This is a genomic window from Streptomyces sp. WY228, from assembly GCF_019287315.1.
GTDB lineage: Bacteria > Actinomycetota > Actinomycetes > Streptomycetales > Streptomycetaceae > Streptomyces > Streptomyces caviscabies.
Genome location: NZ_CP079114.1, coordinates 3,279,622 through 3,306,512 on the forward strand (window position 1 = coordinate 3,279,622; position 26,891 = coordinate 3,306,512).

General features: G+C 71.2%; 23 protein-coding genes. 11 read left to right on the forward strand and 12 right to left on the reverse strand.

Features of this window, described 5'->3' with window-relative positions:
* Positions 1 to 40: 40 nt before the first annotated feature.
* On the reverse strand, positions 41 to 922 hold the full coding sequence (gene rsmI / locus KV381_RS14175) for a 16S rRNA (cytidine(1402)-2'-O)-methyltransferase (RefSeq protein WP_199786685.1): 882 nt from the start codon (positions 920 to 922) through the stop codon (positions 41 to 43).
* A gap of 53 nt (positions 923 to 975) precedes the next feature.
* Here rsmI and KV381_RS14180 point away from each other — a divergent pair, with 53 nt between their 5' ends.
* The 4 genes from KV381_RS14180 (at position 976) to KV381_RS14195 (ending at position 5,608) form a co-directional block, all read left to right on the forward strand.
* Entirely contained in the window at positions 976 to 2,742 is a 1,767-nt protein-coding gene (locus KV381_RS14180; protein WP_218785325.1) for a dolichyl-phosphate-mannose--protein mannosyltransferase, read from the forward strand.
* A gap of 221 nt (positions 2,743 to 2,963) precedes the next feature.
* Positions 2,964 to 3,113, forward strand: coding sequence for a hypothetical protein (locus KV381_RS14185; protein ID WP_158688326.1), 150 nt, complete (start codon positions 2,964 to 2,966; stop codon positions 3,111 to 3,113).
* A 141-nt stretch (positions 3,114 to 3,254) separates the two neighbouring features.
* Positions 3,255 to 3,902, forward strand: a complete 648-nt coding sequence (locus tag KV381_RS14190) for a sigma-70 family RNA polymerase sigma factor (RefSeq protein ID WP_218785326.1) — start codon at positions 3,255 to 3,257, stop codon at positions 3,900 to 3,902.
* An 860-nt stretch (positions 3,903 to 4,762) separates the two neighbouring features.
* Positions 4,763 to 5,608 (forward strand): hypothetical protein, encoded by an 846-nt coding sequence (locus tag KV381_RS14195; protein ID WP_103537499.1) that lies wholly within the window; start codon positions 4,763 to 4,765, stop codon positions 5,606 to 5,608.
* Positions 5,609 to 5,645: 37 nt separating this feature from the next.
* Here the strand turns inward: KV381_RS14195 and KV381_RS14200 are convergent, their stop codons facing one another.
* Entirely contained in the window at positions 5,646 to 7,067 is a 1,422-nt protein-coding gene (locus KV381_RS14200; protein WP_218785327.1) for a hypothetical protein, read from the reverse strand.
* A 251-nt stretch (positions 7,068 to 7,318) separates the two neighbouring features.
* On the opposite strand from KV381_RS14200, the gene KV381_RS14205 reads away from it, so the two are divergent.
* Both KV381_RS14205 and KV381_RS14210 read left to right on the forward strand, forming a co-directional pair.
* Positions 7,319 to 8,956: a penicillin-binding transpeptidase domain-containing protein gene (locus KV381_RS14205; protein ID WP_193463099.1), complete on the forward strand. Its 1,638-nt coding sequence runs from the start codon at positions 7,319 to 7,321 to the stop codon at positions 8,954 to 8,956.
* A 149-nt stretch (positions 8,957 to 9,105) separates the two neighbouring features.
* The gene (locus tag KV381_RS14210; protein WP_218785328.1) at positions 9,106 to 11,502 is read left to right on the forward strand and encodes an NACHT domain-containing NTPase; all 2,397 of its coding nucleotides are present in this window, start codon (positions 9,106 to 9,108) and stop codon (positions 11,500 to 11,502) included.
* Between the two features lie 95 nt (positions 11,503 to 11,597).
* Here KV381_RS14210 and KV381_RS14215 read toward each other — a convergent pair whose 3' ends face one another.
* Positions 11,598 to 12,461 (reverse strand): alpha/beta fold hydrolase, encoded by an 864-nt coding sequence (locus tag KV381_RS14215; RefSeq protein ID WP_218785329.1) that lies wholly within the window; start codon positions 12,459 to 12,461, stop codon positions 11,598 to 11,600.
* A gap of 54 nt (positions 12,462 to 12,515) precedes the next feature.
* Here KV381_RS14215 and KV381_RS14220 point away from each other — a divergent pair, with 54 nt between their 5' ends.
* Positions 12,516 to 13,148, forward strand: a complete 633-nt coding sequence (locus KV381_RS14220) for a TetR/AcrR family transcriptional regulator (protein WP_218787219.1) — start codon at positions 12,516 to 12,518, stop codon at positions 13,146 to 13,148.
* A 26-nt stretch (positions 13,149 to 13,174) separates the two neighbouring features.
* Here KV381_RS14220 and KV381_RS14225 read toward each other — a convergent pair whose 3' ends face one another.
* The 3 genes from KV381_RS14225 to KV381_RS14235 all read right to left on the reverse strand — a co-directional run bounded on the left by KV381_RS14225 (position 13,175) and on the right by KV381_RS14235 (position 16,839).
* A complete protein-coding gene (locus KV381_RS14225; RefSeq protein ID WP_218787218.1) occupies positions 13,175 to 13,747 on the reverse strand; it encodes a 3'-5' exonuclease in 573 nt (190 codons plus the stop codon).
* Between the two features lie 75 nt (positions 13,748 to 13,822).
* Complete coding sequence (locus tag KV381_RS14230) at positions 13,823 to 14,479, reverse strand: response regulator transcription factor (RefSeq protein WP_030089224.1); 657 nt, start codon at positions 14,477 to 14,479, stop codon at positions 13,823 to 13,825.
* Complete coding sequence (locus tag KV381_RS14235) at positions 14,476 to 16,839, reverse strand: ATP-binding protein (protein ID WP_256995064.1); 2,364 nt, start codon at positions 16,837 to 16,839, stop codon at positions 14,476 to 14,478. The genes KV381_RS14230 and KV381_RS14235 overlap by 4 nt, the downstream gene beginning before the upstream one ends.
* Before the next feature lie 159 nt (positions 16,840 to 16,998).
* Here KV381_RS14235 and KV381_RS14240 point away from each other — a divergent pair, with 159 nt between their 5' ends.
* Positions 16,999 to 17,871: a triacylglycerol lipase gene (locus KV381_RS14240; RefSeq protein WP_256995065.1), complete on the forward strand. Its 873-nt coding sequence runs from the start codon at positions 16,999 to 17,001 to the stop codon at positions 17,869 to 17,871.
* 109 nt (positions 17,872 to 17,980) lie between these two features.
* On the opposite strand, the gene KV381_RS14245 is transcribed toward KV381_RS14240, so the two are convergent.
* Positions 17,981 to 19,141 carry an MFS transporter gene (locus KV381_RS14245; protein ID WP_218785330.1) on the reverse strand — a complete coding sequence of 387 codons (1,161 nt, stop codon included), beginning with the start codon at positions 19,139 to 19,141 and terminating at the stop codon, positions 17,981 to 17,983.
* 51 nt (positions 19,142 to 19,192) lie between these two features.
* Between KV381_RS14245 and KV381_RS14250 the strand changes: the two genes are divergently transcribed.
* Genes KV381_RS14250 through KV381_RS14260 form a run of 3 tightly spaced genes read left to right on the forward strand, consistent with a single transcriptional unit; the run spans position 19,193 to position 21,530 of the window.
* Complete coding sequence (locus KV381_RS14250; protein ID WP_373461029.1) at positions 19,193 to 20,098, forward strand: helix-turn-helix domain-containing protein; 906 nt, start codon at positions 19,193 to 19,195, stop codon at positions 20,096 to 20,098.
* 56 nt (positions 20,099 to 20,154) lie between these two features.
* On the forward strand, positions 20,155 to 20,682 hold the full coding sequence (locus KV381_RS14255; protein ID WP_218785331.1) for a YbaK/EbsC family protein: 528 nt from the start codon (positions 20,155 to 20,157) through the stop codon (positions 20,680 to 20,682).
* Positions 20,679 to 21,530, forward strand: a complete 852-nt coding sequence (locus tag KV381_RS14260) for a DMT family transporter (protein WP_030089240.1) — start codon at positions 20,679 to 20,681, stop codon at positions 21,528 to 21,530. Before KV381_RS14255 ends, KV381_RS14260 begins: the two co-directional genes overlap by 4 nt.
* Before the next feature lie 52 nt (positions 21,531 to 21,582).
* Here KV381_RS14260 and KV381_RS14265 read toward each other — a convergent pair whose 3' ends face one another.
* The 5 genes from KV381_RS14265 to KV381_RS14285 all read right to left on the reverse strand — a co-directional run bounded on the left by KV381_RS14265 (position 21,583) and on the right by KV381_RS14285 (position 26,868).
* Positions 21,583 to 23,124 (reverse strand): sodium:alanine symporter family protein, encoded by a 1,542-nt coding sequence (locus tag KV381_RS14265; protein WP_218785332.1) that lies wholly within the window; start codon positions 23,122 to 23,124, stop codon positions 21,583 to 21,585.
* A gap of 406 nt (positions 23,125 to 23,530) precedes the next feature.
* Positions 23,531 to 24,433: an alpha/beta fold hydrolase gene (locus tag KV381_RS14270; protein WP_218785333.1), complete on the reverse strand. Its 903-nt coding sequence runs from the start codon at positions 24,431 to 24,433 to the stop codon at positions 23,531 to 23,533.
* Between the two features lie 24 nt (positions 24,434 to 24,457).
* Positions 24,458 to 25,474, reverse strand: coding sequence for a CdaR family transcriptional regulator (locus tag KV381_RS14275; RefSeq protein WP_218787223.1), 1,017 nt, complete (start codon positions 25,472 to 25,474; stop codon positions 24,458 to 24,460).
* A gap of 309 nt (positions 25,475 to 25,783) precedes the next feature.
* Positions 25,784 to 25,993, reverse strand: coding sequence for a DUF397 domain-containing protein (locus KV381_RS14280; protein ID WP_218785334.1), 210 nt, complete (start codon positions 25,991 to 25,993; stop codon positions 25,784 to 25,786).
* Positions 25,990 to 26,868, reverse strand: a complete 879-nt coding sequence (locus KV381_RS14285; protein ID WP_218785335.1) for a helix-turn-helix transcriptional regulator — start codon at positions 26,866 to 26,868, stop codon at positions 25,990 to 25,992. The genes KV381_RS14280 and KV381_RS14285 overlap by 4 nt, the downstream gene beginning before the upstream one ends.
* Positions 26,869 to 26,891: the final 23 nt, after the last annotated feature.

A 26,891-nucleotide genomic window follows, 5' to 3' on the forward strand; every position in this document is an offset into this window, starting at 1 on the left:
GTACACCTCTTCGGCTTCGGCTAGGAAGCTTCGGCTAGGGCTACGGCTTCGGCGGGGCCTTCTCCGCGTTCTTGGCGGCCACCACCGCGTCGAACACCTCCCGCTTCGGCAGCCCGGCAGCGGCGGCGACGGCGGCGATGGCCTCCTTGCGCCGCTCCCCCGCCTCCTCGCGCACCCGCACGCGCCGCACGAGTTCCTCGGCGTCGAGGTCCCCGGGACCGGCATCCGCCGCCCCCTCCACCACGACGGTGATCTCGCCGCGCACCCCGTCCTCCGCCCACACGGCCAGCTCGCCGAGCGGACCGCGCTTGACCTCCTCGTACGTCTTGGTCAGTTCGCGGCACACGGCGGCGCGGCGCTCGGCGCCGAAGACCTCGGCCATGGCGGCGAGGGTGTCGTCGAGCCGGTGCGGGGCCTCGAAGAAGACCATGGTGCGCCGCTCGTCCTCGACCTCACGGAGCTTGGAGAGCCGTTCACCGCCCTTGCGCGGCAGAAACCCCTCGAAGCAGAACCGGTCGACGGGCAGCCCGGAGAGGGCAAGGGCGGTGAGCACGGCGCTGGGCCCCGGCACGGCGGTGACGCGAATGTCCTTCTCCACAGCGGCGGCGACAAGCCGATAGCCGGGGTCGGAGACGGAGGGCATCCCGGCATCGGTGACAAGAAGCACCCGGGCGCCACCGCTCAGCGCCTCGACCAGCTCGGGTGTCCGGGCGGACTCGTTCCCCTCGAAGTAGGAGACGACACGCCCCGAGGTGTGGATGCCGAGCGCCTGGGTGAGCCGGCGCAGCCGCCGGGTGTCCTCGGCGGCGACGACGTCGGCCCGCTCCAGTTCGGCGGCGAGGCGCGGCGGGGCGTCCGCCACGTCACCGATGGGGGTTCCTGCGAGCACGAGCGTTCCAGTCGTTCCAGTCACATCAGCCATCCTCGCAGCACGGGCAGCACCCTTCGCACAGATGCGTTCCCTACGATGGCGCGGTGACGAGTACCGCATCCGAGACCCAGCGGGGCCAAGACGCCGGGGACCCGCTCGGCGAACAGCCGACCTCCTGGCAACGGCGGCTGCGCCGCTTCGGCCATGTTCCGCGCCCGGAGACCTCTCTCCGCGACCGGCTGGACCCGCCGTACACCCGGCCGGGACGGCAGATGTGGTCGGTGCTCGCGATCCCGCCGCACGTGGCGGACCTCCTGGTGCGCTGGTCCGGCTGGGGCGGCCCCCTCCTGGTCACCCTGGTCGCGGGCCTGCTGCGCTTCTGGAAGCTGGACCAGCCGCACGCGGTGATATTCGACGAGACGTACTACGCGAAGGACGCGTGGGCGCTGGTCAACCAGGGGTACGAGGGGTCCTGGCCCAAGGACGTCGACAAGCAGATCCTGAACGACCCGTCCTCCGTCCCGATCCCGACCGACCCGGGCTATGTGGTGCATCCGCCGGTCGGCAAGTGGATCATCGGCTTCGGCGAGCAGCTGATCGGCTTCACGCCCTTCGGCTGGCGGTTCATGGTGGCGGTGCTCGGCACGCTCTCCGTCCTCCTTCTCTGCCGGATCGGCCGGCGCCTCTTCCGCTCGACGTTCCTGGGCTGCCTGGCGGGCCTGCTGCTCGCGGTGGACGGGCTGCACTTCGTGATGAGCCGGACCGCGCTGCTCGACCTGATCGTCATGTTCTTCGTGCTGGCCGCGTTCGGCTGCCTGGTCGTGGACCGTGATCACGCCCGGCGCAGACTCTCCGACGCGCTGCCGATGGACGACGAGGGGGTGCTGCGCCCGGACGCCCGGATCGCGGAGACCCTGCGCCTGGGGTGGCGGCCGTGGCGGCTGGCAGCGGGCGTGATGCTGGGCCTGGCCTTCGCCACGAAGTGGAACGGCCTCTACGTCCTGGCCGCGTTCGGCCTGATGACGGTGTTGTGGGACGTAGGGGCGCGGCGTACGGCAGGGGCTGTCCACCCGTACCAGGCGGTGCTGCGCCGCGACCTGATCCCCGCCTTCTTCTCCACGGTGCCGGTGGCGATCGTCACGTACCTCGTGTCCTGGACCGGCTGGATCGTCACGGACAAGGGCTACTACCGCAACTGGGCGGCCACCGAGGGCAAGAACTCCTCCTGGAACTGGCTGCCGGACTGGCTGCGCAGCCTGTGGCACTACGAGAACCAGGTGTACGACTTCCACGTCGGCCTGACCTCGGGCCACACCTACGAGTCGAACCCGTGGAGCTGGCTCGTCCTCGGCCGCCCCGTCTCGTACTTCTACGAGGAGCAGACGGGCTGCAAGGAGTCGTCGACGGGCAAGTGCGCCGCCGAGGTCCTGGCCATCGGCACCCCGCTGCTGTGGTGGCTGGCGTGCTTCGCCCTCGCGTACATGGTGTGGCGCTGGTTCTTCCGCCGCGACTGGCGGGCGGGCGCGATCGCCTGCGGCGTGGTGGCGGGCTGGCTGCCCTGGTTCTTCTACCAGGAGCGCACGATCTTCCTCTTCTACGCGGTGGTCTTCGTCCCGTTCCTCTGCCTGGCCGTGACGATGATGCTGGGCGCGATCGTGGGCCCGGCGACGGACACGGGCACCCGCGCCGAACTGGGCCTCACCACCCACGACCCCACCGGCGAACGCCGCCGCACGCTGGGCGCGATCGCGGTGGGCGTGCTGGTGCTCCTGATCATCTGGAACTTCATCTACTTCTGGCCGCTGTACACGGGGACGTCGATCCCGGAGGACTTGTGGCGGGACCGGATGTGGCTGGATACCTGGGTGTAGGCGAAACAGGGGTGACGGGAATGTGAGGGAGGGTCCGGCGCATGCGCCGGGCCCTCCCTCACGTGTGATGAGCGCGACAGAAGGCGGCGCGCCCTCCGGTCGCCCCGGGGCGGCTTCTTCCTGTGTACCGGCATCCGATGCGGGCCCTCCGGCCGACCGCCCGGTACAGGCCGCCCCCTCGCCTGCATCCTCATCCTCACCCTCACTCGGGAGAAACGCGCATGGACCCCGTGCAGAAGCTCCACCGCGTCCTGTTGATTCTGATCATCGCCGGGCTGGTCACCTGTGTGGCCTTCCTCAATCCGCTCCTCGGAGCCGCACTTCTGGTGGGCGTCGGGGTCGCGCTGTTCCTCCACCAGATCCTCGGCTGACCCGGCCACCGGGCCCGTCCGGCGTATTTTTCTCACCCCGAACGCACCACACCGCCCGCCCTGAACGGCACACCTACACGAGAGGCACGAACCGACGCCTCGCCAAGCCGAGTTGACCGATATACGGGAAGGACTGGTCCCATGCACAATGCCCCCGACATTCGAGGGCCGGCGGACCCGCACCACCTGTCGAGCACGCCGCAGGGCTCCGTACCCCGGGCCCGCGAGTTACCGGAGCCGAAGCCGCGCCGCCGGCTGACGGCCCAGCAGGTCGACGAGCTGACCCGCCTGAAGCCGTTCCTGGAGAACATGACGCGTCAGGCGCGCATGGAGTACCTGATGGACGACCTCGTCCAGAACGCGGCCCTCCAGTTGATCCGCGCCTGGACGAACCCCGACTTCGTGCTGGACCGGCAGGACGGCGGCCGGGCCTTCGCCCGCAAGGTGATGCGGAACGTCATCGCCGATGCCGCGCGGGCCAACGACCGCAACCTCTCCTCGCCGATGGGCGCCATCCCGGACGAGGTGGCGGTGGAACCCGACGAAGGCGAACACGTCCGCGACGACCGGCTCAAGTCGATCGGCACGTTCCTCCGGGACAACCTCCCCGAGAAGCTCTACCCGGTCGGCCACCTGGCGATCATCGAGGGCCTCACCCAGGGCGAGATCGCCAGGACTCTCGGCATCGACCGCCACACCGTGGGCCGTCGCCTCAAGAAGGTGGGCGAGGCGCTGGAGCCCCACAGGGCCACCGTCCACGACGAGGTGCTGGGGGACGTGACGAGCTAGTGCCACTTCTCGGACCCACGGGAGGCCGTGGGCTGACGCCCTCTCCCGTGGGTCCAGGTTGGGTCCTAGCGACCCGTAGTCCGAAGGAACGGCGCGGAAAGAGGGCTGCAACCCCGACTGCGCCCGTACAGCACCCATTTGGAGGAGCACACGAATGCACGAAACTTTCGAACTGCTCCGCTCCGCAGCGGAGAACAGCCGGGCGGCGGCCCGCCGACGGCATGGGGGAATCGATCCCGTCGGCTGGGAAGCACTCCTCGACCGTGTTGAGGACCAGCTGGACGAGGACGAGGGGGACGACGATCGCCGCTCCACGGAGCAGAGCCCCCCTTCCGCGGCACGCACGCGCGCACAGGCCGCTCTCACTCCCTCGCTGGTCGCGGGAGGCGTCCTGGGCGCCGCTCTCGTCCCTGCCGCGTTCGGCGGCGAGCCGACCGCTCAATTCCTTTTCGCCGGTGTGGCATTGGCCGGATTATGGCGACCGATGTCCCTTTCGCGGGACAGGATCGGCGCCTTTCACCCGGAGAGGAGAGTGACAGCTCTTTAACACTCGTTCGCGGCAGAAAACCGAGGAGTCGGCTCTCGATGAGCCGGAATGGTTTTCCTTCGCCGTCGGAACTCCAGGGGGAAGGTTCGACGGCGGAACCAGGGGGCGTCTTCGGGAACATTCATCGCGGATGTCTCTGACCTGAGGCGTGCTGTTTCCCGGACAGGGGCGGGGAACAGCGCGCCTCTCGTGCGCCGTACCGCGTGGACGCGGCGAGATCGGAGTCCAGGATGGGCAGTTCCTGTGCACCGGTGTCAGAGGCCTCGCGTAGGTTGAGCGCCGTCGCAGTCGAACGGGAGGAACGGGGTACACGGTGAAGGCGTACGACCTGGGGTTCGGGGAATCCGCGGACGCGTTGTCGGTCCGGCCCGGCGGTGGCGCCGAGATCGGTCTGCCCGGGGCCCGCGTCGCCGGGTGGTGCGGTGGTCGGGCGCCCGGTATCGGGACGGCCGCCTGGCCCCGCAGTCCGGTCACCGGGCTGCCGATGATCCATGTCATCACCCTCGAACTGCCGGAGGACTACCGGCGCAAGGGCGCGGACCTGGTGGCCGTCTCCCTCTTCCAGGCCGACGACCACGTCGCCGATGACATCGAGGGCGTCGACGAGCTGCTGGCGGGCGCCGAGCCCACCCCGGAGCAGGGTGCCGATCCGTTCCTCGCCGAGGTGATCGCGGCGGCGGCCGCACGCCACCCGCTCCAGCAGGAGCTGGAGGACCTCATCGGCGGCGCGTACGCCCTCGTCCGGCTCACCGCCGAGGAGTTCGCCGCCCCGCGCATCGATCCCCCGGCGGACATCCGGCCGGACGGGCTCGGCGACAGGTACAGCCGCGGCCAGAACGCCTGGGACGACAGCGCCCCCGAGAGCACGGTGTGGATCGGCGAGCGCACCGGCGACCCGAACACCGGCATCGCCCCGGCGGAGGACGGCGAGGGCGGCTATGTGGAGGCCTGGTCCTCGGACGACGAGGAGCTCGAAGCGTTCTGGTCGTCCGTCCACGGCGTCTCGCACCTCGGCGGAACGGTGATGCCCTGCCAGGGGCTGCCGGAGGGGCTGACGCCGTACGTCTTCGAGCTGGAGGACGGCGTCGGCGGGGTCAACTTCGGCGGTGGCAACGCGCAGCTCGACCTGGAGTCGGGCGTCTTCGACTGGGCGCAGTAGCCGGGGGGCCTCGCTACCGCGCCGACGGTGACCGGGCTCAGTCGCCCCCGCAGCCGCCGCAGCTCGATCCGCAGCCGCCACCGCAACTGCTGGAGTGGCTGTCGCTCCTGCCGCTGCCGCTCGACCGGCCGGACGAAGACCGCGGCGGGTTCCTGCGGCGCTCCTCCGCCTCGCGTCTCGCCCGCTCGTCCGCCGCCCGCCGGCGTTCCGCCTCTTCCTGGGCCTCGCGGAGCCGCTCGCGCTGCCGGGTGGGGCCGTCCGTCGGTTCCCCTGAGCTCAGCCCGTGGCGCCGGCCCGGGCGGAGCGGGGCGGTGGTCACCGTCGCGGACATCCGGCCCGTGTCCTGATGGCGGTGATATTCGGCGCAGGCGTATTCGAGGACGACCTCGTCGCCCTCCGCGAGGGTTCCGTACAGCACCGCTTCGAACGGCTCGTGCCTCGGGTCGATGTCGTGGTGCCCGTTCCCCACCCCGTACGCCGAACCGCTGCCCAGCAGCCGTGTCATGTGCCGGGTGTCGCGGTTGCGGGGGACGTACGCGACCAGCGGCCGCGCCGTGCGGGTGCGGGCGTCCGCGCAGATCCAGTGGCGTCCGTCCGCCCCGGCGCGCACGCCCACGATCAGGGCCGGCTGCTCCTTCTCGTACAGCCGTCGCGCCGCCAGGTGGGCGAGCTGGCCCCAGCCGCCGAAGGTCGTCCCGGCCACGAGGAGCACCAGGCCGATGCGCTGCTGCCCGACGGCGTCGTACGCGATGCCGCCCGAGGTCAGGTCCTCGACCAGGCCGTCGGTCAGGATGCCCGCGGCGACGACGCAGAGAGCCAGCCCGAGGTACACCTGGGCGTGGCCTCGGTAGCCGTCCGATTCCGGGACGCGCTCGGGCAGCGGGAAGCGACGCTTTCCGGCCGAGGCGAGGGCCAGGGCCCGCTGCCGACGGCGGGCGAACAGCCGCAGACAGCTTCCCGTGAGCGTCATGGCGCAGGCGGTGAGGACGACCAGCCGCCCGGCCGTCGCCACGCCGCCGGAGGCTCCGGTCGAAGCCGTCGACAGGCCCGCCTCCACGGCCATCTCCACGGCCACGTACAGCGCCGCCGGAACGGCCGCGACCGGAACGTACCGGTACCAGAAGGGCAGCGCGGTCAGCAGGACCACGCCCGGATACCGCGACCAGTCCGTTCCGTCCCCGTCGCCCCGGACCACCGAACCGGCCCCCGGCTCGGCCCCGATCCCGAACAGGAGGATGTACGCCGCCACCACCAGGGCAGCCAGGATCCAGCCGCCCAGGACCGGGGCGAGCACGGCCGGGACCCCTGCCTTCCGCCACCGTTCGGCCTCGGCCGCCGGCCAGCGGGCGACCCCGCCGGACAGCCGGGAGACCGTGCCGTTTCCGGCCACGGACCAGGTGACGGAACCGCCGTCGGGCAGGATCTCGGGCGGCAGATGCTTGATGTGATACGCCGTCACCGGTCCACCGCCGCGCACCCGCGTATGCCCACGCCGCCGCCCATGCCGCACGCCCCCCGACGCTCGCTCCCCCGTGTGTTTCCCCGCCAGTCTGCCCACGACGGTCCTCCGCGACACTGCGGAGAGCGCTTTCCGGCCAAGCATTCCGGTCCGGTAACAACGCCCTCACCATCCGCCACAGCCCTTTAGGGTTCCTCACAGTTGCCCCTTGAACATGTTCAAGGGGCTCTCCTGGGGAGGGGGACTGCGAGATGCGCAGTGGAGCGAAGGTCGCCGTGATCGGCGGAGCGTTCGTCCTGGTGGCCGGCGGGATCGGCTACGGGGCGTACAGCATGCTCGGTGACACGGGCGACGGCGGGGGCGGTACGCAGAGCGCGTCCGAGTCGTCGAAGGTGAAGACGGGGCCGCCGAGCGCGGAGGAGATAGCCGAGACGTCGAAGGGCTTCTTCGACGCGTGGGCGGCCGGGGACGCGTCGGCGGCGGCGCTCCTGACCAACAACGAGTCGGGCGCGGAGCCGGTGCTCGCCTCGTACGGCGAGGACGCCCACATCGGCAAGGTGCAGATCACCCCGGGCCCGGCGACCGGCACGAAGGTGCCGTACACGGTCAAGGCAACTGTCGCGTACGAGGGGAAGTCGAAACCCATCTCCTACGCCTCGGAGTTGACCGTCGTCCGCGGCCTCACGACGGGCAAGGCACTCGTCGACTGGGAACCGACCGTCGTACACCCGCAGTTGACGGAGGGCGCGACGCTGAAGACGGGTGAGTCCTCGACGCCGGCGATCGAGGCCGTCGACCGCAACGGGACGGTGCTGACCAAGGAGAAGTACCCCTCGCTGGGGCCGATCCTGGACACTCTGCGCCAGAAGTACGGTGAGACGTCGGGCGGTTCGGCCGGCATCGAGACCTGGATCGAGCCCGCCGACGAGTCCCAGCCGGACGTCAACCTGGTGACCCTGTCCAAGGGCAAGCCCGGCAAGGTGCAGACGACGCTGGACGCGGGCGCGCAGGCGGCGGCCGAGCGGGCGGTGAAGAAGTTCGCGCAGGCGTCGGTGGTCGCGGTGAAGCCGTCCACGGGGGCGATCCGCGCGGTGGCCAACAACCCGGTGACCGAGTTCAACGTGGCGCTCCAGGGCAAGCAGGCGCCCGGCTCGACGCTGAAGATCATGACGGCGGCGATGCTGCTGGAGAAGGGCCTGGTCACGGCGAACGGGGCGGCGGAGTGCCCCAAGGACGTGATGTACCAAACGCGTTCCTTCCACAACCTGGACCACTTCGATCTGCCGGACGGCTCCACCTTCACCCAGAGCTTCGCCCAGTCCTGCAACACCGCCTTCATCAAGCTCATCGACGACACGAAGGACGACGCCGCTCTCCCGAAGATCGCCAAGGACGTCTTCGGGATCGGTCTGGACTGGAAGACCGGCGTGGTCACCACGGACGGCAGCGTGCCGGAGGAGGTGGGCGGCGAGGCGGCCGCCCAGTACATCGGGCAGGGCACGGTCCAGATGAACGTCCTCAACATGGCGTCCATCACCGCGACCGCCCACACGGGCACCTTCCGGCAGCCGATCATCGTCCCGCAGTCCCTGGACGACCGGGAGTTGGCGACGGCCTCGCGCTCGCTGTCCTCTTCCGTCGTCCAGCAGCTGAACACGATGATGCGCGCCACGGCGGCCTGGGGCACCGGCGCGAAGGCCATGGGCTCGGTCGGCGGCGACAAGGGCGCGAAGACCGGTTCGGCGGAGGTCGGCGGTCAGGACACCTCGAACAGCTGGTTCACCGGCTTCAGCAACGACCTCGCGGCGGCGGCGGTCGTCCAGTCCGGCGGCCACGGCGGCGACGCGGCGGGCCCGGTCGTGGCGGAGGTGCTGCGCGCGGGCGGCTGAGCTGAGCCCGGAGCCGGTACGCGCGGGCGCCGGGCCCGGACGGGTTCGGGTTACGCGGTCCGCGGCTCACGGCTCACGGCTCACGGCTCACGGCTCACGGCTCACGGCTCACGGTCCACCATTCACGTTCGACCACGGAGGAGTGACGTATGGGGCGGCGGCCGCGGCCGGGTTCCTTCTGGCGTCGGGCAGCGGCCGTCCTCGGCGTGCTGATGGTGGGCGCGGGAGCCGTCGTCATCCTCCGCTCCCGGCCGACCGGCGACGTGGACCCCTTCGGCGCCCTGGTCGGCGTGGTGGGGGCGGTGATCGGCGTCGCCGGGCTGCTCCTGCCCTTCTGGGAGCACCGGCAGAGCCGCCGGGAGGGCGCGGTCCGGGCCCTGGTCCGCGCGGTCGAGGGGCACGAGGACCAGCAGTACCGCAACATCCTGGGCCCGGGCAGCGCCTTCCTGCCGGTGCGCTTCCGCTTTACGGCGGCCCCGGACGGCAGCCCCGACGCCGCGGGCTCCGAGGAGTGGCGGACCGTCGTCGACCGCTACCTCGGGCTGCCCGGACCCGTACGGCGGCTCGCGGTGACCGGTGGCCCCGGTACGGGCAAGTCCCTGCTGGCCAGGGAGCTGACGCGGGCGCTGGCCGCGCGCCATGACGAGGCGGCGGGCGACGGGGTGCCGGTGCTGCTCTCCCTCTCCTCGTGGGACGGGCCACCGGACCGGGAGGATCCGCGGAGCGAGGGCTTCCATCTGGCGTTCCGCCGCTGGGCCGTCCAGCAGGCCGCCCAGACGTACGGGCAGCCCTCCGCGCAGGTCGAGGAGGCGCTGACCGACAAGGCGGTCCTCGTCCTCGACGGTCTGGACGAGCTGGATCCCACAGGGGCGGAAGCACGTCCCCGGGCAGCCGCGTTGCTCCGCTATCTCGCGGTGAACCGGGACTGCTTCCGCCATGTGGTCGTCACCTGCCGCAGCGACGTCTACGAGCGGTTCGAGGGTCCGGCCCCGCTGGCCGGGGCGGGCCGCGCCGAACTGCTGCCGGTCCCGCCGGACATGGCGCTCGACTACCTCAAGAGCCGCAGCGAGTGGTCCCACAGCGGCCTCACCGAGCGCTGGGACGGCGTGCTGGACGAGATGCGGGTCTCGCCCCGGGGGCCGCTGGCGCGCGCCCTGAGCACCCCGTGGCGGCTCACCATGACCGCGAACGCGTTCCATGTGCGGGGCGAGGGCGGGGCGGGATGGCTCAGGGATCCGTCGGAGCTGGTGACGCGGTGGGGGCGCGACGTCCTCTGGGAGCGCTACCGGGCGGAGTCGGAGGACTTCGCCGCCGAACACGGCCTGCCCGGGCGGCTGTGGAGCCTGTTCTCGCCGGAGGAACGGCTGCGGAGTGCGGAGGACTCCCCAGCGGCGGACGCCATGAGCAGCGAGGCCGAGGAGTACCTGCTGTCGCTCTTCGCCCCCTCCGTCGTGGCGGAGCATCCGCACGACCCCGGCCGCTACCCGGCCGAACGGGTCTCCGCATGGCTCACCCTGCTGTCGACGCACCGAGACGTCGACAGGTTCGCGGGGCCCCGGTATCTGAGCCTGATCGCCGGCCTCCGGGCGGATCTGACCCCGCACCAGTTGTGGCCGCTGGGCGGCCGTCGTCTCGTGCGGACCCTGCACGGTTCGCTGTACACCCTCTTCGCACTGGTGGTGGCGGGTCTGGCCGTCGTCGCCGTGCGCGATCCCCTGGAAGTCGCGCTCTGCTTTCCCGTGGTCGTCGCCGCGGGCTTCTCGGCGCACCTGGCGTGGTCCGACCGGGCGGACATCGACCCGGCGAGCCGTATCCGCATGGGCGGAAGGGCGGGCGGGCTGCTCGACCTGTACATGAAGACCGTGGGCATGCCGATGCTCGGTGTCTGCTCCGGTGGCATGTTCGGGTTCATCGTCTCGGCGAACCTCACCCGGGCACCGCTGCCCGACGTCCCCACGACCGTGTGGGTGGCGACGGCGGCCGGAGCGCTCCTGGGGATCCCGCTGTTGCAGAACCGGTCGGCCGAGACCTACACCACCGTCAGGGGCTCGCTGCCCGGACAGCGCCACAAGATCTTCCTCATCTGCGCCGCACTGAGCGGCCGTCTTCCGCTGCGGCTGGGCCGCTTCCTGGACTGGGCGCACGAGGGAGGCCTGCTGCGCGTGGACGGTCACGCCTACCGCTTCCGGCACGACGAGTTCGAGCAGTACCTGTGGCGCTCCCACTGGCGGCCCGAGATCCTCCCCCCGTGTCTGGCCGCCGCGGACGCCGCCCTCCGGACCGGGGAAGCGGCGGCGGACCGGCCGGCCCGGGCGGGGCGGCGGATGCTGGAGCAGCTGGACACGCTCGACCGGAACCGCGTGGATCTGTACGCCACCTGCATGATGAGCATCGGCACAGCGGGCGCGAGGGCCGAAACGGCGCTGCGCGCGTGGGCGGACCACTTGGCCACCGGCGCCGTGGACCCGGAGACGGAAGCCGTTCTACGGGACCGGGCCGGTCAGGCGGTACGCAGCTTCCACGAGGCGGCGGCGCGCGCGGGGTGATCCGCCGCGCTGTACCCCGGACCGCTCCGGCTTCACAGCCCCCGGTTCGGGCCCCACCGGGTCGGGGAGACGCCGTCACGTCGGGGAGGACGTCGTCACGCTGCCGCGCCCCGCAGGATGCGGGTGATCACCAGCTCCGGATCGTCGGTCGGCAGGGCGTGGCCCGCACCGGGCACGATCTCCGCCTCGGCGGTGGGCACGAGGGCCCGCACCCGCTCGGCGACCTGGCATGCGTCGTGCAGGGTGCTCCGCTCCCCCAGCAGGAAGAGCGCGGGGACCCGCACCCGGCGCAACTCCTCGTCGGAGAAGACCCGCGCCGGTGGAAGGGCGCGCCGGAAGCCGACGGAGACCCGGCCCAGTTCCATCAGCTCGGTCTCCAGGATGGCGCTGTTGCCGACCCGGCGGGCGAGCCAGGGCCTCAGCACGCGGGGCGCCATGCCCGCCAGACCGCCGGCGATGAGCCAGGCGTAGAAACGGCGGCCCGGGTCCTCGAATCCGGCGGGTTCCACCAAGGTGAGGGCGGCCGTGCGGCCCGGGCGGTGCACCTGATGGCCGAGCGCCAGCCAGCCGCCGTAGGAGCAGCCGACCACATGGGCGGCGGTGGCCTCCAGCCCGGCGAGTACCTCCTCCAGCCAGCGGGCACCGTCCTCGGCGCCGGTCAGGGCCGCGCTCTGGACACTGGCGCCCGGCTCGCCGACCGTGTCGACGGCGATCACCGTACGACGGCGGGCGATCGGCTCGATGTACCGGTGCCACATCAGGGAGTTGCCGTTGGCGCCCGACAGCAGGACGACCGGGTCGGAGCAGGGCGGTCCGGCACGGTGGACGCGGGTGGTGCCGAAGGACGTCGGCAGGTCGAGGGGGTCTCCGGCGCCCGGCCAGAGCCGGCCGAGCAGGCGTCCGTAGACGGCGTGGAAACGCTCACGGCTCTTGTCGTTCCTGAACTCGCCTATGCTCATGGTACAGACGTATCACAACTTGGTACACGTGTACCACTAGCGGGAGGTCGGACCATCGCCGCGCGCGTCGATCACGAGGAACGCAGAAAACAGATCGCGGAGGCTCTGCTGCGTATCGCCGCCGCCGAGGGGCTTCAGTCGGTGAGCATGCGGGCGGTCGCCGCCGAGGCGGGCGTCTCTCTCCGGCTGGTGCAGTACTACTTCACGACCAAGCAGGCCCTGGTGCTGGACGCCCTCGCCCGGCTCGGCACCCGGTTCCAGGCCCGTATGGACCGATGGGTCCGTGCCGCGGGCTCTCCGCCGCAACCACGCTCCACGGTCACCGCCATCCTCTCCAGCATCCTGCCGACCGACGAGGAGAGCCGTCAGATCACCCGGATCTACGCCGCCTACTACGCGCTCGTCCTCGATGACAGCTCACTGGAGGAGCACGCCACCCCCCAACCCGCCCTGCTGGAGGGCTTCCTCGCCGAACAGCTCCGCCTGGCGCAGGGGGCCGGCGCGGTGGACCCCGGGAAGGATCCCGCCATGGTGGCCGCCGGACTGCTGGCCATGGTCAACGGCCTCGGCGCGAGCGTGCTGGGCGGCCAGCGCACCGGCGAGGCGGCCTCCGACGTCCTGCACCACCACCTGGACGAGCTGTTCGGCCCCGCCCCCCAGGCCCACCAGCACCCTGCCGCGACGTAAGACCGGCGGAACGCCGCTCAAGCCCCCTACCCCGCCGCCCACTCCCCCCGCCCCGCCAGGTCCAGCACCAGGGCGGCGATGTTCCACGCGTCGTCGTCGCCCCGGTGGTGGCGGCCCTCCAGCGGGAGGCCGGCCACCTCCAGGGCCTGGGCCATACCGGGCCGGCGGCGCAGCCCGTACGCGGCGGTGAAGGCGATCTTGGCGTTCGTGTGCCGCTGCCCGAAGGGGTACTCCGCACCCGTCGCCCGGCACTGGCGGATGAACTGGTTACGGTCGTAGTCGCCCCAACTGGCCCAGGGCAGCCGCCCCGTACGGTACTCGGCGGCCAGCACCCGGCAGGCCTCGGCGAACGGCAGGCCGCCGTCCACCTCCGCCTGCGTCAGCCCGGTCAGCTCCGTGCAGAACGGGCTGACCTTCGAGCGCACGGGCCGGACCAACAGCCGGTGCTTGGCGAGCCGTTCGCCCGCGCGCAGGTCGACGACGGTGAGACCGATCTCGATGATCTCGCTTACCTGGCCGGGCGGCGGCTGCCCCTCCCAGCAGGTCGCCTCGACATCGACGACGTTCAGCAGATGTTCGCCCTGCTCCCCCATGTCCATCATGTCCATGGGGCGAGCGTAGAAGCGGCCGCTGCCCCGGGTCACCCGGGTTTCACGACGGCCTCTCGCGACCTCTCAGAGGTCGTCCACGTCGACGAGGCCGTCCTGGACCGCCCGGGCCACCAGGCTCGCCTTGGTCCGGGCGGGGCGGCCGACGTTCGCGTACTTGATCCGCACCCGGTCCAGGTACGAGTTGACCGTCCGTACGGAGATACCGAGGCGCTGCGCGACCAGTTCCTTCGACTCCGACTGGAACCACTCGATCAGCACGTTCTCCTCGCGCGAGGAGAGCTGCGGGCGGTCCGCGCGGGCGTTCGTGCCCAGCGCGCCGGCCAGCGCGGGCGGCATGTAGGGCCGCTCGTCGGCCGCCGCCAGCGTCGCCTCGACGAGGTGCTCCTGGCCCTCGCTCTTGGTCAGGAACGTCGCGGCTCCGAGGTCCAGGCAGGTGAGCGCGGTCTTCTCGTCGTCCCGCATCGAGTAGACGACCACCTGCCGCCCGGCGTCGACGAGTCTCCGGAGGCTGCTGAAGGCGGGGACGGTCTCGCCCAGTTGCAGATCCAGGACGACCACATCGGCCGTACTGCCCGGGGCGGTCCAGGCCTCCCGTACGGAGGCTCCCGCCGCGACCACGGTGATGGGCCGTGGTGAGGCGCTGTACCACATCTGCACGCCCGAGAGGATGGCGGGATGATCGTCGATGACGACCACGCTGACCGGTGCGTCGTTACTCATGGCAGGTCAACTCCCGATGACACCGATCTGCTCCAACTCGCTTCTGCCCACACACTTTCACCGCGTCTGGTTCTTACCACGGACACGCGCGGGTCCGCGGCGCGGTTCTGCGACGGGACGGCCGCAGCCTCGGTGCGATCGTCCGCGCATTCGACGCCCACGACGCTCACCCGGACGGCGGCGGGGGTCCAGACGACCGTGACGCGCGCGGTCGAGCGGGTACGGCCCAGAGTCACCGCCACCGGGTCGATCAGCTCCCTGCGCACCGCCACCGGCACCTCGCCCGGCCGGCCGCGCACGGCCAGGTTCACCTTGACCCCCTGGTGTTCGGCCACCTCGACGCAGGCGCGCAACTCGTTCAGCAGCGGGTCGGCGACGGCATCGCCTTCGGCGAACAAGCGGCGCATACGGGCGCCTTCCACGCCGCACCGCAGCCTGACCTCCTCGTCGTACGGGCTCAGCACCCCGTGGCCGAGGCCCACCAGCAGCGGCACGGTCGTCGCCGTCAGCGCGCGGTAGCGCTCCTTGTGGTCGCTCTGCAGGTGCTCGTGGATACGTTCCCGGGTGCGCAGTTCCTCCTCCCGCGCGGCCGCCGACCCCGCCGCCGGAGCCGTGTCGCGCAGCAGATGCGTCATCAGGACACCGATGGCGAGCTGGAGGCCGCAGCTGCCGACCGTGGCGATCCCGAGGACGGCCGCCTCGGCCGCGGCCGGCGCCCCGTGCCAGACCACGGCTGCCGCGTTGATCCCTATGTGCGCCCCGAGGAACGCCGCGTACACCCTGACCCGCAGGTCGGCCAGCAGGAACAGCGCATGCCAGCCGACCACGCCGAACGCCCAGTCCGCCGGGCCCGTCGCGTGACCCGGCGGAAGCGTGTACGCGCTCACCGCCGAGACGGCCAGCACCGCACCCAGGCACCAGCCGCGCACCCCCGGTGGGATCCGCCTGCCGCGCAGCAGATGGGCACCGCCGGTCACCGCGACGGCGACGAGGCAGACGAAGCCGGCGGTCTGTGCCCACGCGGGGTGGTAGACGTCCTGGTGGGCCAGGAGCCGGCGCAGCGAGATGGTGAACTGCCACACCAGGCAGATCAGCAGCGCGACCAACTGGGCCCCGTAGAGAAGCTGTCCGCGGATGAAGCGGACCGCGGCCGTCTGCTGTGCCTGGGCGCGGGGCGGACACGGTACGTCCGCGGCTCGCCCTCCGTCCCCCGCGCGTGGCTCCCGGTCCCCGTCGGGCCAGCGCCACCGCACGCGGGTTCCGGCGCCCGGACGCGAGGTGATGGAGGCGGTGCCTTCGACCGCGCGCATCCTGCCGATGATGGAACCGGAGACGCCCCGGCGATGCATCGGGACGGAGTCAGGGTCGAAGCCCCGTCCCGCGTCGGACAGTTCGACGACGACAACGACGACGCCGTCGCTCTCCTCTCTCCACGCTCGGAGTTCCGCCTCCCGCACCCCGGAGTGGCGCGACACATTGGTGACGGCTTCGCGGACGCCGTTGAATATCGCGAGACCCGGGCCGGAGGGAATCGCGAGCGGCCCTTCGATGTGCGTCGTGAGCCGCACCCTGGCCTGCCCCTCCCCCTCGGGCACACAGCTCAGGAGCGCCGCGAGGTCGACGCTCCCCGTCTCGAACCCGGGCATGGCGGACAGCGCCTCCAGGTCCTGCCGGGCACGTGGGGGAAGCCACGCCCAGTCCCGGCTGTCGCCCTGGGAGACCATCAGCAGGGTCGCGCTGGCCGTGTCGTGCAAGGTCGCCAGGTACTCGCGCTCGGTCGCCCGCCGCGCCGCGGCGATGTCGGCCTCCCGGCGCAGGGCGGCCCTCACCGCGGCCGACCGGTCGGCCGCCCTGGCCCGCGCCCGGACGATGAGGTAGCCCGCCCTCGACAGGCCCACCTGGATCAGCATGCGCACCAGGGGCACCACGTCGGGACCGTGCGCGGGCGAGGAGAGAAGGTCACCCAGCACACAGGCGACGCCCCCCACCACCGCCAGGGCGGCCCCGGCCGCCGGACGCGTCGCCCACTCGAACTGGAACGCGATGACGCTGATGCCGACGGCCACCTCCACCATCGCGTTCGCGCCCTCACCGCCGAGGACGGGCTGCGCGAGCCCCAACAGCGCGACCACCGCCGCGTCCAGCGTCCAGATCAGGGCGAGCGGAAGCGGACGGCGCAGCGCCCGAAGACGTACACCGCAGGCGAGGACGGCCGGTGCCAGCAGCGCCAGCGCCCGGGGTACATCCGACGCGCCCGCCCAGACGAGGCCCAGCGCACCGCAGAGAAGGACCACGGCTGACCTGAGCCACACCCCGTACCGCTCGACGGTCCGGTTCACCAGGCGCTCGCTGTTTCCCACGTGACCCCCACGCCGCATGAGGGCGAGGTTAGTTGACCGGCGAACGAGCGGCACCGGATGTGGGGCGAACGACCGTCACACCCCTCGACCGGGCCGGACTAACGTGCCCGACGAGAACCACACGCGGAGACGCGTATACGGGGAATCGGGGAACATTCCATGCAGAGAACTCAGAGGCGGTTCACGCTGCTTCTCGCCGCGGCACTGTCAGCCGTCCTCACCATGCTCGCCGTCGCACCGGCCGGCGCGGCGGGCAAGCCGTCCCGGTCGAACAGCGCGAGCACCCGGGTCATCTTCGTCCACGGGCACTCCCCCTTCGGCAAGCACGACTGCACGAAGACGTTCAAGGACGCCCGCAAGCACTTCTCGAACAAGAAGTGGAAGGGGAACCTGCTCACCTTCGGCTACTACACGAACAACAAGAAGTGCTCGGCCAATGTCACCGGCAGCCGTGAGACGCCCATCAAGGACGTGGCCAAGAAGTTCGCGAACTACGTCTCCAAGAACTACACGAAGAAGGGCATCAAGGTCGACGTCGTAGCCCACTCCATGGGCGGTCTCGTCGTCCGCGCCGCCCTGCACTACACCCACAAGGGCGCCAAGGGCTTCCCGGACAAGCTCTACATCGAGGACGTCGTCACGCTGGGCACCCCGCACGCCGGAATCACCAAGAGCAGGGTGACGCTCTGCGGAAAGGCCCGGCAGTGCAAGGACATGACGCCGGGCAGCGCCTTCCTCAAGGCGCTCGGGAGCAAGATGCCGAGCACCACCAAGAAGGGCAACATGAGCACCGACTGGACCACGGTCTCCTCGTACAACGACGGAACCGTCTCCGAGTCCTCCGGCATCGCGGGCACCGCGAACCACGAAGTCCAGTACAAGGCCGGGATCAATCACGGCCAACTCATCACCAAGACCACCGGTTCGTACAACGGCAGGATCAAGTACTCCACGAAGTGGACCAAGTTCCACAAGCGCGTCTCACCCGTGGAACAGGCCCGCCTGGCGGTCTACTGGCACGCCACGACCTGATGTCCGCACATCCGGCTGCCCGCTGAGACGCGGAGCCACGTGAAAGGTGCGGTCGCCCCGGCGAGGGCGGCCGCACCTTTCACGTGGCGAACGCGGTTCATGTGCATGGTCACCCAGCTTTCACCGCACCGCCCCCGGAACTCGGGGCGGCTGCGCCCTCCGCCAACTCGGCGCGCGACACACCCGGTTCGGGCAGGCTCCGGAAGAACAGCCAGCTCAGCAACGGCATCAGCGCCAGAGGCGCCAGCGCGGTCCGCAGGGACGTGGCGTCGGCGAGGCTGCCGACGGCCGGGCCGGCCAGGCCGCCGATGCTGACGGTCAGGCCGAGGGTGATCCCGCTGGCGGTGCCGACCCGGGAGGGCAAGTAGTCCTGTCCCAGCGTGACTTGGAGGGAGAAGGGCACGTAGAGGCCCGCCGAGGTCAGCGCCACGAACAGGTAGAAGGCCGGGCCCGGCACCCACACCACGCCCGCGACGGCCACGACCGAGATCAGGTACGCCCAGCGAGCGACCACCACCCGGTCCCACCGGGCGGCCAGGGATCCGCCGAGCACCGAGCCGACCGTACTGCCCAGGTAGAGCACGGTCAGGGCCGCGGTGCCCACCGCCGTGCCGCCGCCCAGGCGCTGGCGGGCGTACAGCGCGATGAAGGTGCTCAGGCCGATGAACGCGATCGACCGGAAGACCACGGCCAGGGACGTACCGGAGCCGTCGGCCGTCTGCCGCCGTTGCAGGACACGGACCACCGGCAGGCACAACGCGGCTCCGGCGAGGGCCGGCAGCACGAGCAGGGGTGTCCAGCGCAGCCCGCCGGCGGCCATCGCGACGGCGACCATGAGCGGGGCCAGGGCGAAGCCGACCGTGCCGCCCATGGAGAACCAGCCCATCGCCCGGTGGCTGCCCCCGGCCGCGATACGGGCGACGCGGGCGGATTCGGGATGGTAGGCGGCCACCCCGATCCCCGACAGCGCCACGAACGCGAGCGTGAGCGGGTAGGACCCGCTCAGCCCGCTCAGCGCGATGCCGGCCCCGCCGAGCAGGGTGCTGACCGGCAGCAGCCACGGCATGGCCCACCGGTCGGTGAGCACCCCGAACACCGGCTGCGCCACCGAGGACAGCAGCGAGGCGGCCAGCACGATGCCCGAGGCGACCGCGAGCGAATAGGCGCGCTCGGCGATGAAGAACGGCACCAGGGCCGCGACGCAGCCCTGGTAGACGTCGACGCAGGCATGGCCCACGGACAGCAGGACGATCGGCGTGTTCCTTCGCATGCCGCCATGGTCCGGCCAGGGCACTCTGTCGCGCTTTCGATAATCTGCCAGATGATGCCGAACATCCGCCACGCTGCCGCCGGTCAAGGCGCCACCGGTCAAGGCGCCACCGGTCAAGCTGCCGCCCGCCCGGCTGCCGTCCACCCGGCTGCCTCCCACCCGGCTGCCTCCCGCCCGGCTGCCGCCCACCCGGCCGCCGTCGGTGGAGCGACCGCCGTCCGTCACGCCCCCGTGGCCCCGACCCGCACCCGCCGGCTCGCCCCCGGCGGCTCGATCGACGCCCACCGGCACGACGACCACCAGATCGTCTACGCGGGCCGCGGCGTCCTGACCGTCACGACCGACGCGGGATCCTGGGTCGCCCCGGGCACCCGCGCGATCTGGGTCCCCGCGGGCGTCGTGCACGCGCACCGGGCGTACGGCGAACTCGATCTGCACCTGGTCGGGCTGCCCGTCATCGAGAACCCGCTCGGCCTCGACGCACCGACCGTCCTCGCCGTCAGCCCGCTGCTGCGCGAACTCCTCATCGCCTACACCCGTGCCGAGGACGACGGCGAAAGCCCCGAGCGGGCCCGGCTGCGCGCGGTGCTCCTCGACCAACTGCGCGCGTCGGACGCCCAGCAGCCGCTGCACCTGCCCACGCCCACCGCGCCGCCGCTCCGCGACCTGTGCGCCATCCTGCGGGCCGACCCCGGCGACGGCCGTACGCTCGCCGAACTCGGCCGCCAGGTCGGGGCCGGCGACCGGACCCTGTCCCGGCTGTTCCGCAGCGACCTCGGCATGACGTTCCCGCAGTGGCGCACCCAGCTCCGCCTTCACCACGCCCTGATCCTGCTGACCGAACGGACGCCGGTGACCGCGGTGGCGCATCAGTGCGGCTGGTCGTCGGCGAGCGCGTTCATCGAGGTCTTCCGCCGTACGTTCGGCCACACCCCGGGCTCGCATCCGGCAGGGTGAGCCCACGCTCCGGAACCCGCTCGCATGCATACTGCACCGACCGCTAGCGTGCAGCCATGAGCACCCCCGAACCCACCGAAACCACACCCGCGGCCCCGGCCGCCCCCGTCTCCCACGCCCACCCCCGGTTCGCCGAGGCGCTGGCCGAACTGGGCCTCCAGGTCGAGGTGCGCCGCTTCCCCGACGCGACCAGGACCGCCGTCGAGGCCGCGGCGGCGGTCGGCTGCGAGCTGAGCGAGATCGTCAAGTCGCTGGTCTTCACGGCGGACGGCGTACCGGTACTGGTCCTGATGGACGGGTCGTCCCGGGTGGACGTCGAGCTGGTACGCCGCGAACTCGGCGCGCAGAAGGTCAAGCGGGCGGACGCGGACCTGGTCCGCGAGACGACGGGTTACGCGATCGGCGGCGTACCCCCGTTCGGCCACGCCACCAGGACCCGTGTCCTGGCCGACCGACGCCTCCTGGACCACGCGGTGGTGTGGGCGGCCGCGGGCACCCCGCACACGGTGTTCCCGCTCGACCCGAAAACGCTGATCGCCCACGCGGGCGCGACGGTCGCGGATGTGCGCGAGCCCGCCAAGTGACCCCGCTGGTCGCGCTCGCGGTCCTCATAGCCGCGATCACGCACGCCAGTTGGAACGCCATCGCCCACGCGATCAAGGATCAGCTGCTCTCCTTCACGCTGATCTCCGGCGGCGGTCTGCTGATCGGCGCGGCGATGGCCCTGTTCGCCCCGTTCCCGGCGGCGGCCGCCTGGCCGTACCTCCTGGTCTCGGCCGCGCTGCACGTGGCGTACATGATGCTGCTGATGCGCTCGTTCACGCTGGGCGACTTCGGCCAGATGTACCCGATCGCCCGGGGCACGGCCCCGCTGGTGGTGACGGTCCTGGCGGCGGTGTTCGTCGGCGAGCGCCCGGACGGCTGGGCGACGGCGGGCGTGGCGGTGGCCTCGGCCGGACTGGTCGGGCTGGCACTGTGGGGCATCCGGGGCTCCGGGAAGCGCCCGCACTGGCCGGCGATCGTGGCGGCCCTCGGCACGGGGCTCGCCATCGCCGGGTACACGACGGTCGACGGCGTCGGCGTCCGCGCCTCCGGCACCCCGCTGGGTTACGTCGCATGGCTGATGGTCCTGGAGGGCCTGGCGATCCCGGCGTACGCGTACTACCGCCGCCGCGCCGAACTGCTGCCACAACTGAGGCCGTTCGCGGCACGCGGCCTGCTCGGCGCGGCCCTTTCGGTGGTCGCGTACGGGCTGGTGCTCTGGGCCCAGACGCGAGCCCCGCTGGCCCCGATCGCGGCACTGCGCGAGTCGTCGATCATCGTGGGCGCCGCGATCGGCACCCTGTTCTTCAAGGAGCGCTTCGGGGCTCCGAGGATCGCGGCGGCGGGGCTGATGGTGGTGGGCATCGGGCTGATGCTGCACACGAGTTGATGTCCCCATCCCTCCGTACGGGCAGGAATGGGGACATCAGGAGCTGTTCGGATCAGACGGTGACCTTCGTCGTCTGATCGTCCGTGTCCCCGCCGGTCCCGTCGGAGCCGCCCGCCTTCCGGACCCGCACGTATTCAAGGAAGCTGTTCAGCTCGCGCTTGACGACGGGGGCGAGGAGGTACAGGCCGATGATGTTGATGACGGCGAGGGTGAAGAGCACCGCGTCGGCCAGGTCGATGAGGGTCTGCAGCGTGAGCAGCGACCCGGCGACGGCGAACAGGGTGTAGAGGGACTTGTAGACGGTCTCGCTGGTGCGGCTGCGGCCGAAGAGGTGCGTCCAGGCCTTGAGGCCGTAGTAACCCCAGGTGAGCACCGTGGAGATGGCGAAGAGCATCACCGCGATGGTGAGGATGTACGGGAACCAGGGCAGCACGGTCTCGAACGCGTCCGAGGTGATCGTCACGCCGCCGATGGACTCGCCGTCACGGGCCTCGCCCCAGCTGGCCGGGTTGGCGATGACGATGGTCAGGGCGGTCATGGTGCAGATGATGACGGTGTCGATGAACGGCTCCAGCAGCGCGACCAGGCCCTCGCTGGCGGGGTGCTTGGTCTTCACCGCGGAGTGGGCGATCGGCGCGGAGCCGATGCCGGCCTCGTTGGAGAACGCGGCGCGCTTGAAGCCGATGATCAGTGCGCCGAGGATGCCGCCCGCGACGCCCTCGGGGTTGAACGCGCCCTCGATGATCGTGCCGATCGCGGCGGGCACGGCGGTGACGTTGACGAGGATGACGATCAGGCAGGCGACGACGTAGATCCCGGCCATCGCGGGCACGAGCCGGCTGGTGACCGAGGCGATGGAACGGATGCCGCCGAGCAGGACGATGCCGACGAGCGCGGCGACCAGGATGCCGAAGAAGAGCGCACCGCCGGAGGAGCCCATCGCACCGTCCTCGCCGCCGGTGACGGAGACGAGCTGGGCGTACGACTGGTTGACCTGGAAGAGGTTGCCGCCGAAGAGCCCGAAGAACAGGATCATGATCGAGGCGAGGACGGCGAGGACCTTGCCGAGGCTCTTGCCGTTCTTCCCGAAGCGTTCGGCCAGCCCCTTGGGCAGGTAGTGCATCGGTCCGCCGGAGACGGTGCCGTCGGCGTGGACCTCGCGGTACTTCACACCGAGGGTGACCTCGACGAACTTGGTGGCCATGCCGAGCAGACCGCAGATGATCATCCAGAACGTGGCTCCGGCGCCGCCGATGGAGACCGCGACGGCCACACCCGCGATGTTGCCGAGACCGACCGTTCCGGAGACGGCGGCGGTCAGGGCCTGGAAGTGGTTGACCTCACCCGCGGAGTCCTTGTCGTCGTACTTGCCGCGCACCACGTCCACGGCGAGGCGGAACTTGCGCACCTGGACGAAGCCGAACCAGCCGGTGAAGACGAGACCGGCCACCGCCAGCCAGGTGACGATGAGCGGTACGTCCGCCCCGGCGATGGTGACGGAGTAGAAGACGATCCCGCCCAGCCAGTCGGCTATGGGCTCGAAGAATCCGCTGACGGATTCGTCGATGTTCTCGGTGATGGAGTCGAGTGACACGTTGGCTACCTCGATGACGCGGGAGCGGCGGACTTGGGGGTGCCTTCGCCGGTCGGTGTGCGATGGGGGGATGAGCGAACGACGCTGTCCGGATGGCGATACCGCCTGCCGCACGGGTGGGCTACGACGGTGATCGCTCTGGCCTGCTGCCGAGTGGGGCCCGGCACTCCGCTGGGACGGTGGTTCCGCCCGCGAAGTTGGGCATTTGTACCACGCCGTTTACCCAATCTTTAGTGGTGTGGGTCACATTCCGGGATATTGGCGGTGAAGATGCTGAGCAGGTGACGTCATCGTTATGCGGATCTCCAGATACGTTTATCGGGCACCTATGTGCGGGGCTGAGCAGCTTCCAGTGGCCGGTGGTTGCGGCCTCCGGCCGCCATGTGCACAGACCGGCGTGGCGCATTCAGTCCTCCAGAGCCGCGCAGAACTCCTCCACCACAGCGGAGACCTCCACCGGCGCCTCGTCCAGCAGAAGGTGCCCCGCTCCCTCGATCACCTGAAACTCCGCCCCGAGCCGCCGCCGCGCTGCCGGGCCCAGGGCGCGCGGGGGCAGAAAGGGGTCGAACCGGCCGGCGACCACCAGCGTCGGCACGGTTCGCCGTTGTTCGAGCAGGCGCGACGGCAGAGGCGGCGGGGCGAGGCTGGTACGACAGTGGCGTGCGACCAGGCACATCCAGGAACTCAGGTGCCCGGGTAGCTCGCCCTGCCCCGGAGCAGCCATGCGGCGCAGCAACGCCGTCGACCGGGCGACCGAGGGCCGCAGGAGCCAGGGGACGGTGGCGGCCAGGAGCGGGGCGGGTACCCGCAGGCGCGTGATGCCGGCGCCGGAGAGCACCACTCGGCCGACGATGCGCGGAGAATCGCAGGCGAGCGCGACCGCGCCCCCCAGGGAATGGCCCACCACCACGGCCGGCCCCGGAACGGCTTGCGTCAGCGCCTCGCTCAGCCAGCTCCCGTACCAGGCCATGCGCCGGACGCGAGGACGTCGGCCCGCACTGAGCCCCGGCTGGCCGGGCAGGTCCAGGACGGTCACGCGCCGTTCCCGGGCCATCGCCTCCACCAGTGGCAGGCACAGCGCGGCGTTCATGTTCGTCCCCGGCAGCAGCACGACCCTCAGGCCCCCGCCACTCGGCTCCGGGCCTGCGCTCACGACGCCCGTGACTCCCGCCGGCGTCACCACCTCCCCGCGGACATGGGCGGTGTCCCAGTCCGCGATCCGGTTCACACACCAGGACCGCACCTCCCGCCGCGCGTTGTCGTTCTTGTAGACCGAGGCCACGTGACCGTCCTTGTCGTCGTCGACCATGAAGGGAACGCTTCTCGCTGTCCTCTATGCCTTGGTCTTGTGTGCGGGCCAGCCGAGGATCCGAGCCCCGATGACAGCCGTCTGCAGGACGTAGCGGTGCCGGGGGTCGGCGGGATCGGACCCGGTGAGCTGGTGGATGCGTTCGAGGCGGTACGTGAGAGCCCGGACGCTCAAGGAAAGGCGCCGGGCGGCCTGGGTGGTGACGCAACCGGAGTCGAAGTAAGCCGCGAGGGTCTCCAGATGCGGTTCCGGGCCATTCCGGGCTTTCAGAAGCGGCCCCAGGGTGGCCCGGACCAGGTCCTCCATGGCCTGCCGGTCCCTGGTCAGCACCGGATAGACGAGAAGGTCCGCGGCGTGGAGCACCGGGTCCTCCAGATCGAGATGGCCCGCCAGGTCCAGGGCCCGGAGTGCCTCCCCGTACGAGTGGACGACGCCGCCCGCTCCGGGGTGCGGCCGTCCGATCGCGGCCCGTCCGCCGCCGGTCGCGGCGTGGGCCTGCTTGGCGAAGTGGGTGAGGACCTGGCGTCGGTCCCCGGGCGCGATGCAGATCAGCCGTCCGTCCTTGGTGGTGAGCAGAATGCTGCGCTCCCCGAAGCGGCGAGTCACGGCACGTTCGACGAGCCGGGGCACGGCGTCGCCCTCGGCGTACGGGACGGGACCTTCGGCCACAGCGACGGCGTGCGCGTCGGAGAACCGCAGCCCGAGCCGCTCAGCGCGTTCGGCCAGGATCCCCGGTTCGCCGCTCCCGTACAGAAGATCGTCGATGAACTCCCGGCGTGCCGCCTCCTGCTGCCGGACGGCGAGCTGCTCGGCACGCTCGTAGCCCTCGCAGAGCGCTTCGACGGCCAGTTGCACGGCGGCGAGCACGCGGCCGGAGCCTGCGGCCCCGGCGGGCCAGGCAGCCCGGGTCCGGGACAGGTGGTGCACGACCAGGGCCCGCAGAGTGATGCCGCTGATCGCGGCTTCCTCCCCGAACGACCGGAGTCCTTCCAACTCGGCCTCGGCGGGCCCCACGCCCGTTGCCGCGACCGCGTCCAGCAGAGCTTCGAATCCGGGATACGTCTGTGCACAGGACGACGGGGAACCGCCGGGTCCACTCGACGCGGACGCGGAAGCCTGCTGCCCGCCCTGCGGCGGCTTCACCTGCGACCGCGGGGCCGAGGTCTCCGGCAGGGCGCATGCGGTGGATCGGGCCGTTTCAGTCGCTGGAGCAGGATTTCGTCCATGACGGACAACCCTCCGAGGTCTCGGCAGGCCGAGGGGCGGCTGCCCCTCCGACGCCGACCAGACTTCCCGGCACACCAGCGCGCTTAGCGACGCGTTGCCCGCATCATAGTGGCGGGCGGGAGATCAGCGCCCTGCGGCGTACGCGACGAAGCCGGTCCACACGGCGGGGGTGACGGCGAGGCGGGGGCCCTGGAGGTTCTTGGAGTCGCGTACGTGGACGGTGTCGGGGGCGGTCGCGACCTCGACGCAGTCGTTGGGGTTGCTGCTGTCGCTGTAGCTGCTCTTGAACCAGTGCAGCTCGGAAACTTCCCCGGCAGAGGGCCTGTTGGTCATGTCTCTCCCAGAACTTGCACGATGAAGGCCTGGGACTCCTCCGGCGTGAGAGCCCGAGCCCGGATGTTTCCAAACCCTAGCTCAAGGATACGGAGCTGCTTCGGGTGAGAAATGGGCCTGCCGGCGAACTCGTCGTCGGCTCGGCCGACAGCTGAACCATCGGCGAACTTCAGCACTTGGATCCGCCCGCCCGTTCCTGCGTGATCCCACCGGGAAGTCGGCATGACCTGTATGTCGACGAAGGGCAACTCCCCGATGCGGAGCAGGTTCTCAAGCTGGCGACGCCAGATGGCACGCCCGCCGATAGGGCGGCGCAATGACGCCTCCTCCTGGACGAAACCGAGCTGGGGAGCGGGCGATCGGTCGAAGATGGAGTGCCGGGCCATGCGTCCCGCAACAGCCCGCTCCAGCTCGTCCGGCGTCAGGATCGGGCGTCGCGTGCCGAGCAAGGCCCTCGCATACTCCTCCGTCTGTAACAGACCGTGGAGATTGTGGCTGCCGTACGCGGCCAGCTCGACGGCCTTGGCCTCAAGCTTCGCCAAGTCCCGGATCTTCTTCGGGTACCGCACCTCCGCAAGATCCGGTTTCATCGCCGCGAGCTTTCCACCCGCTCCCACCGCCACGTCCACCGCGTCCATGAACTCAGGGCGCGGGATACGGCTTCCGCCCTCCACCTTGTAGATCAAGTCCTCGCCGTACCCCAGCAGCGACCCCAGCTCAGCCGCCCGCAGGCCCGCCGCCTCGCGCCAGGTCTTGATCTGGCGGCCCACCGCCGCGACGACCGCCGCCCCGGACTCGTCATCCGGGTCGACCTCCCAACCGGGCTCGTCCACCGCGTCGTTGCCGTGCTCCGTACCGTCTTCGACCACGCTCATGCGAGCCCCACTTCCGACGTGCG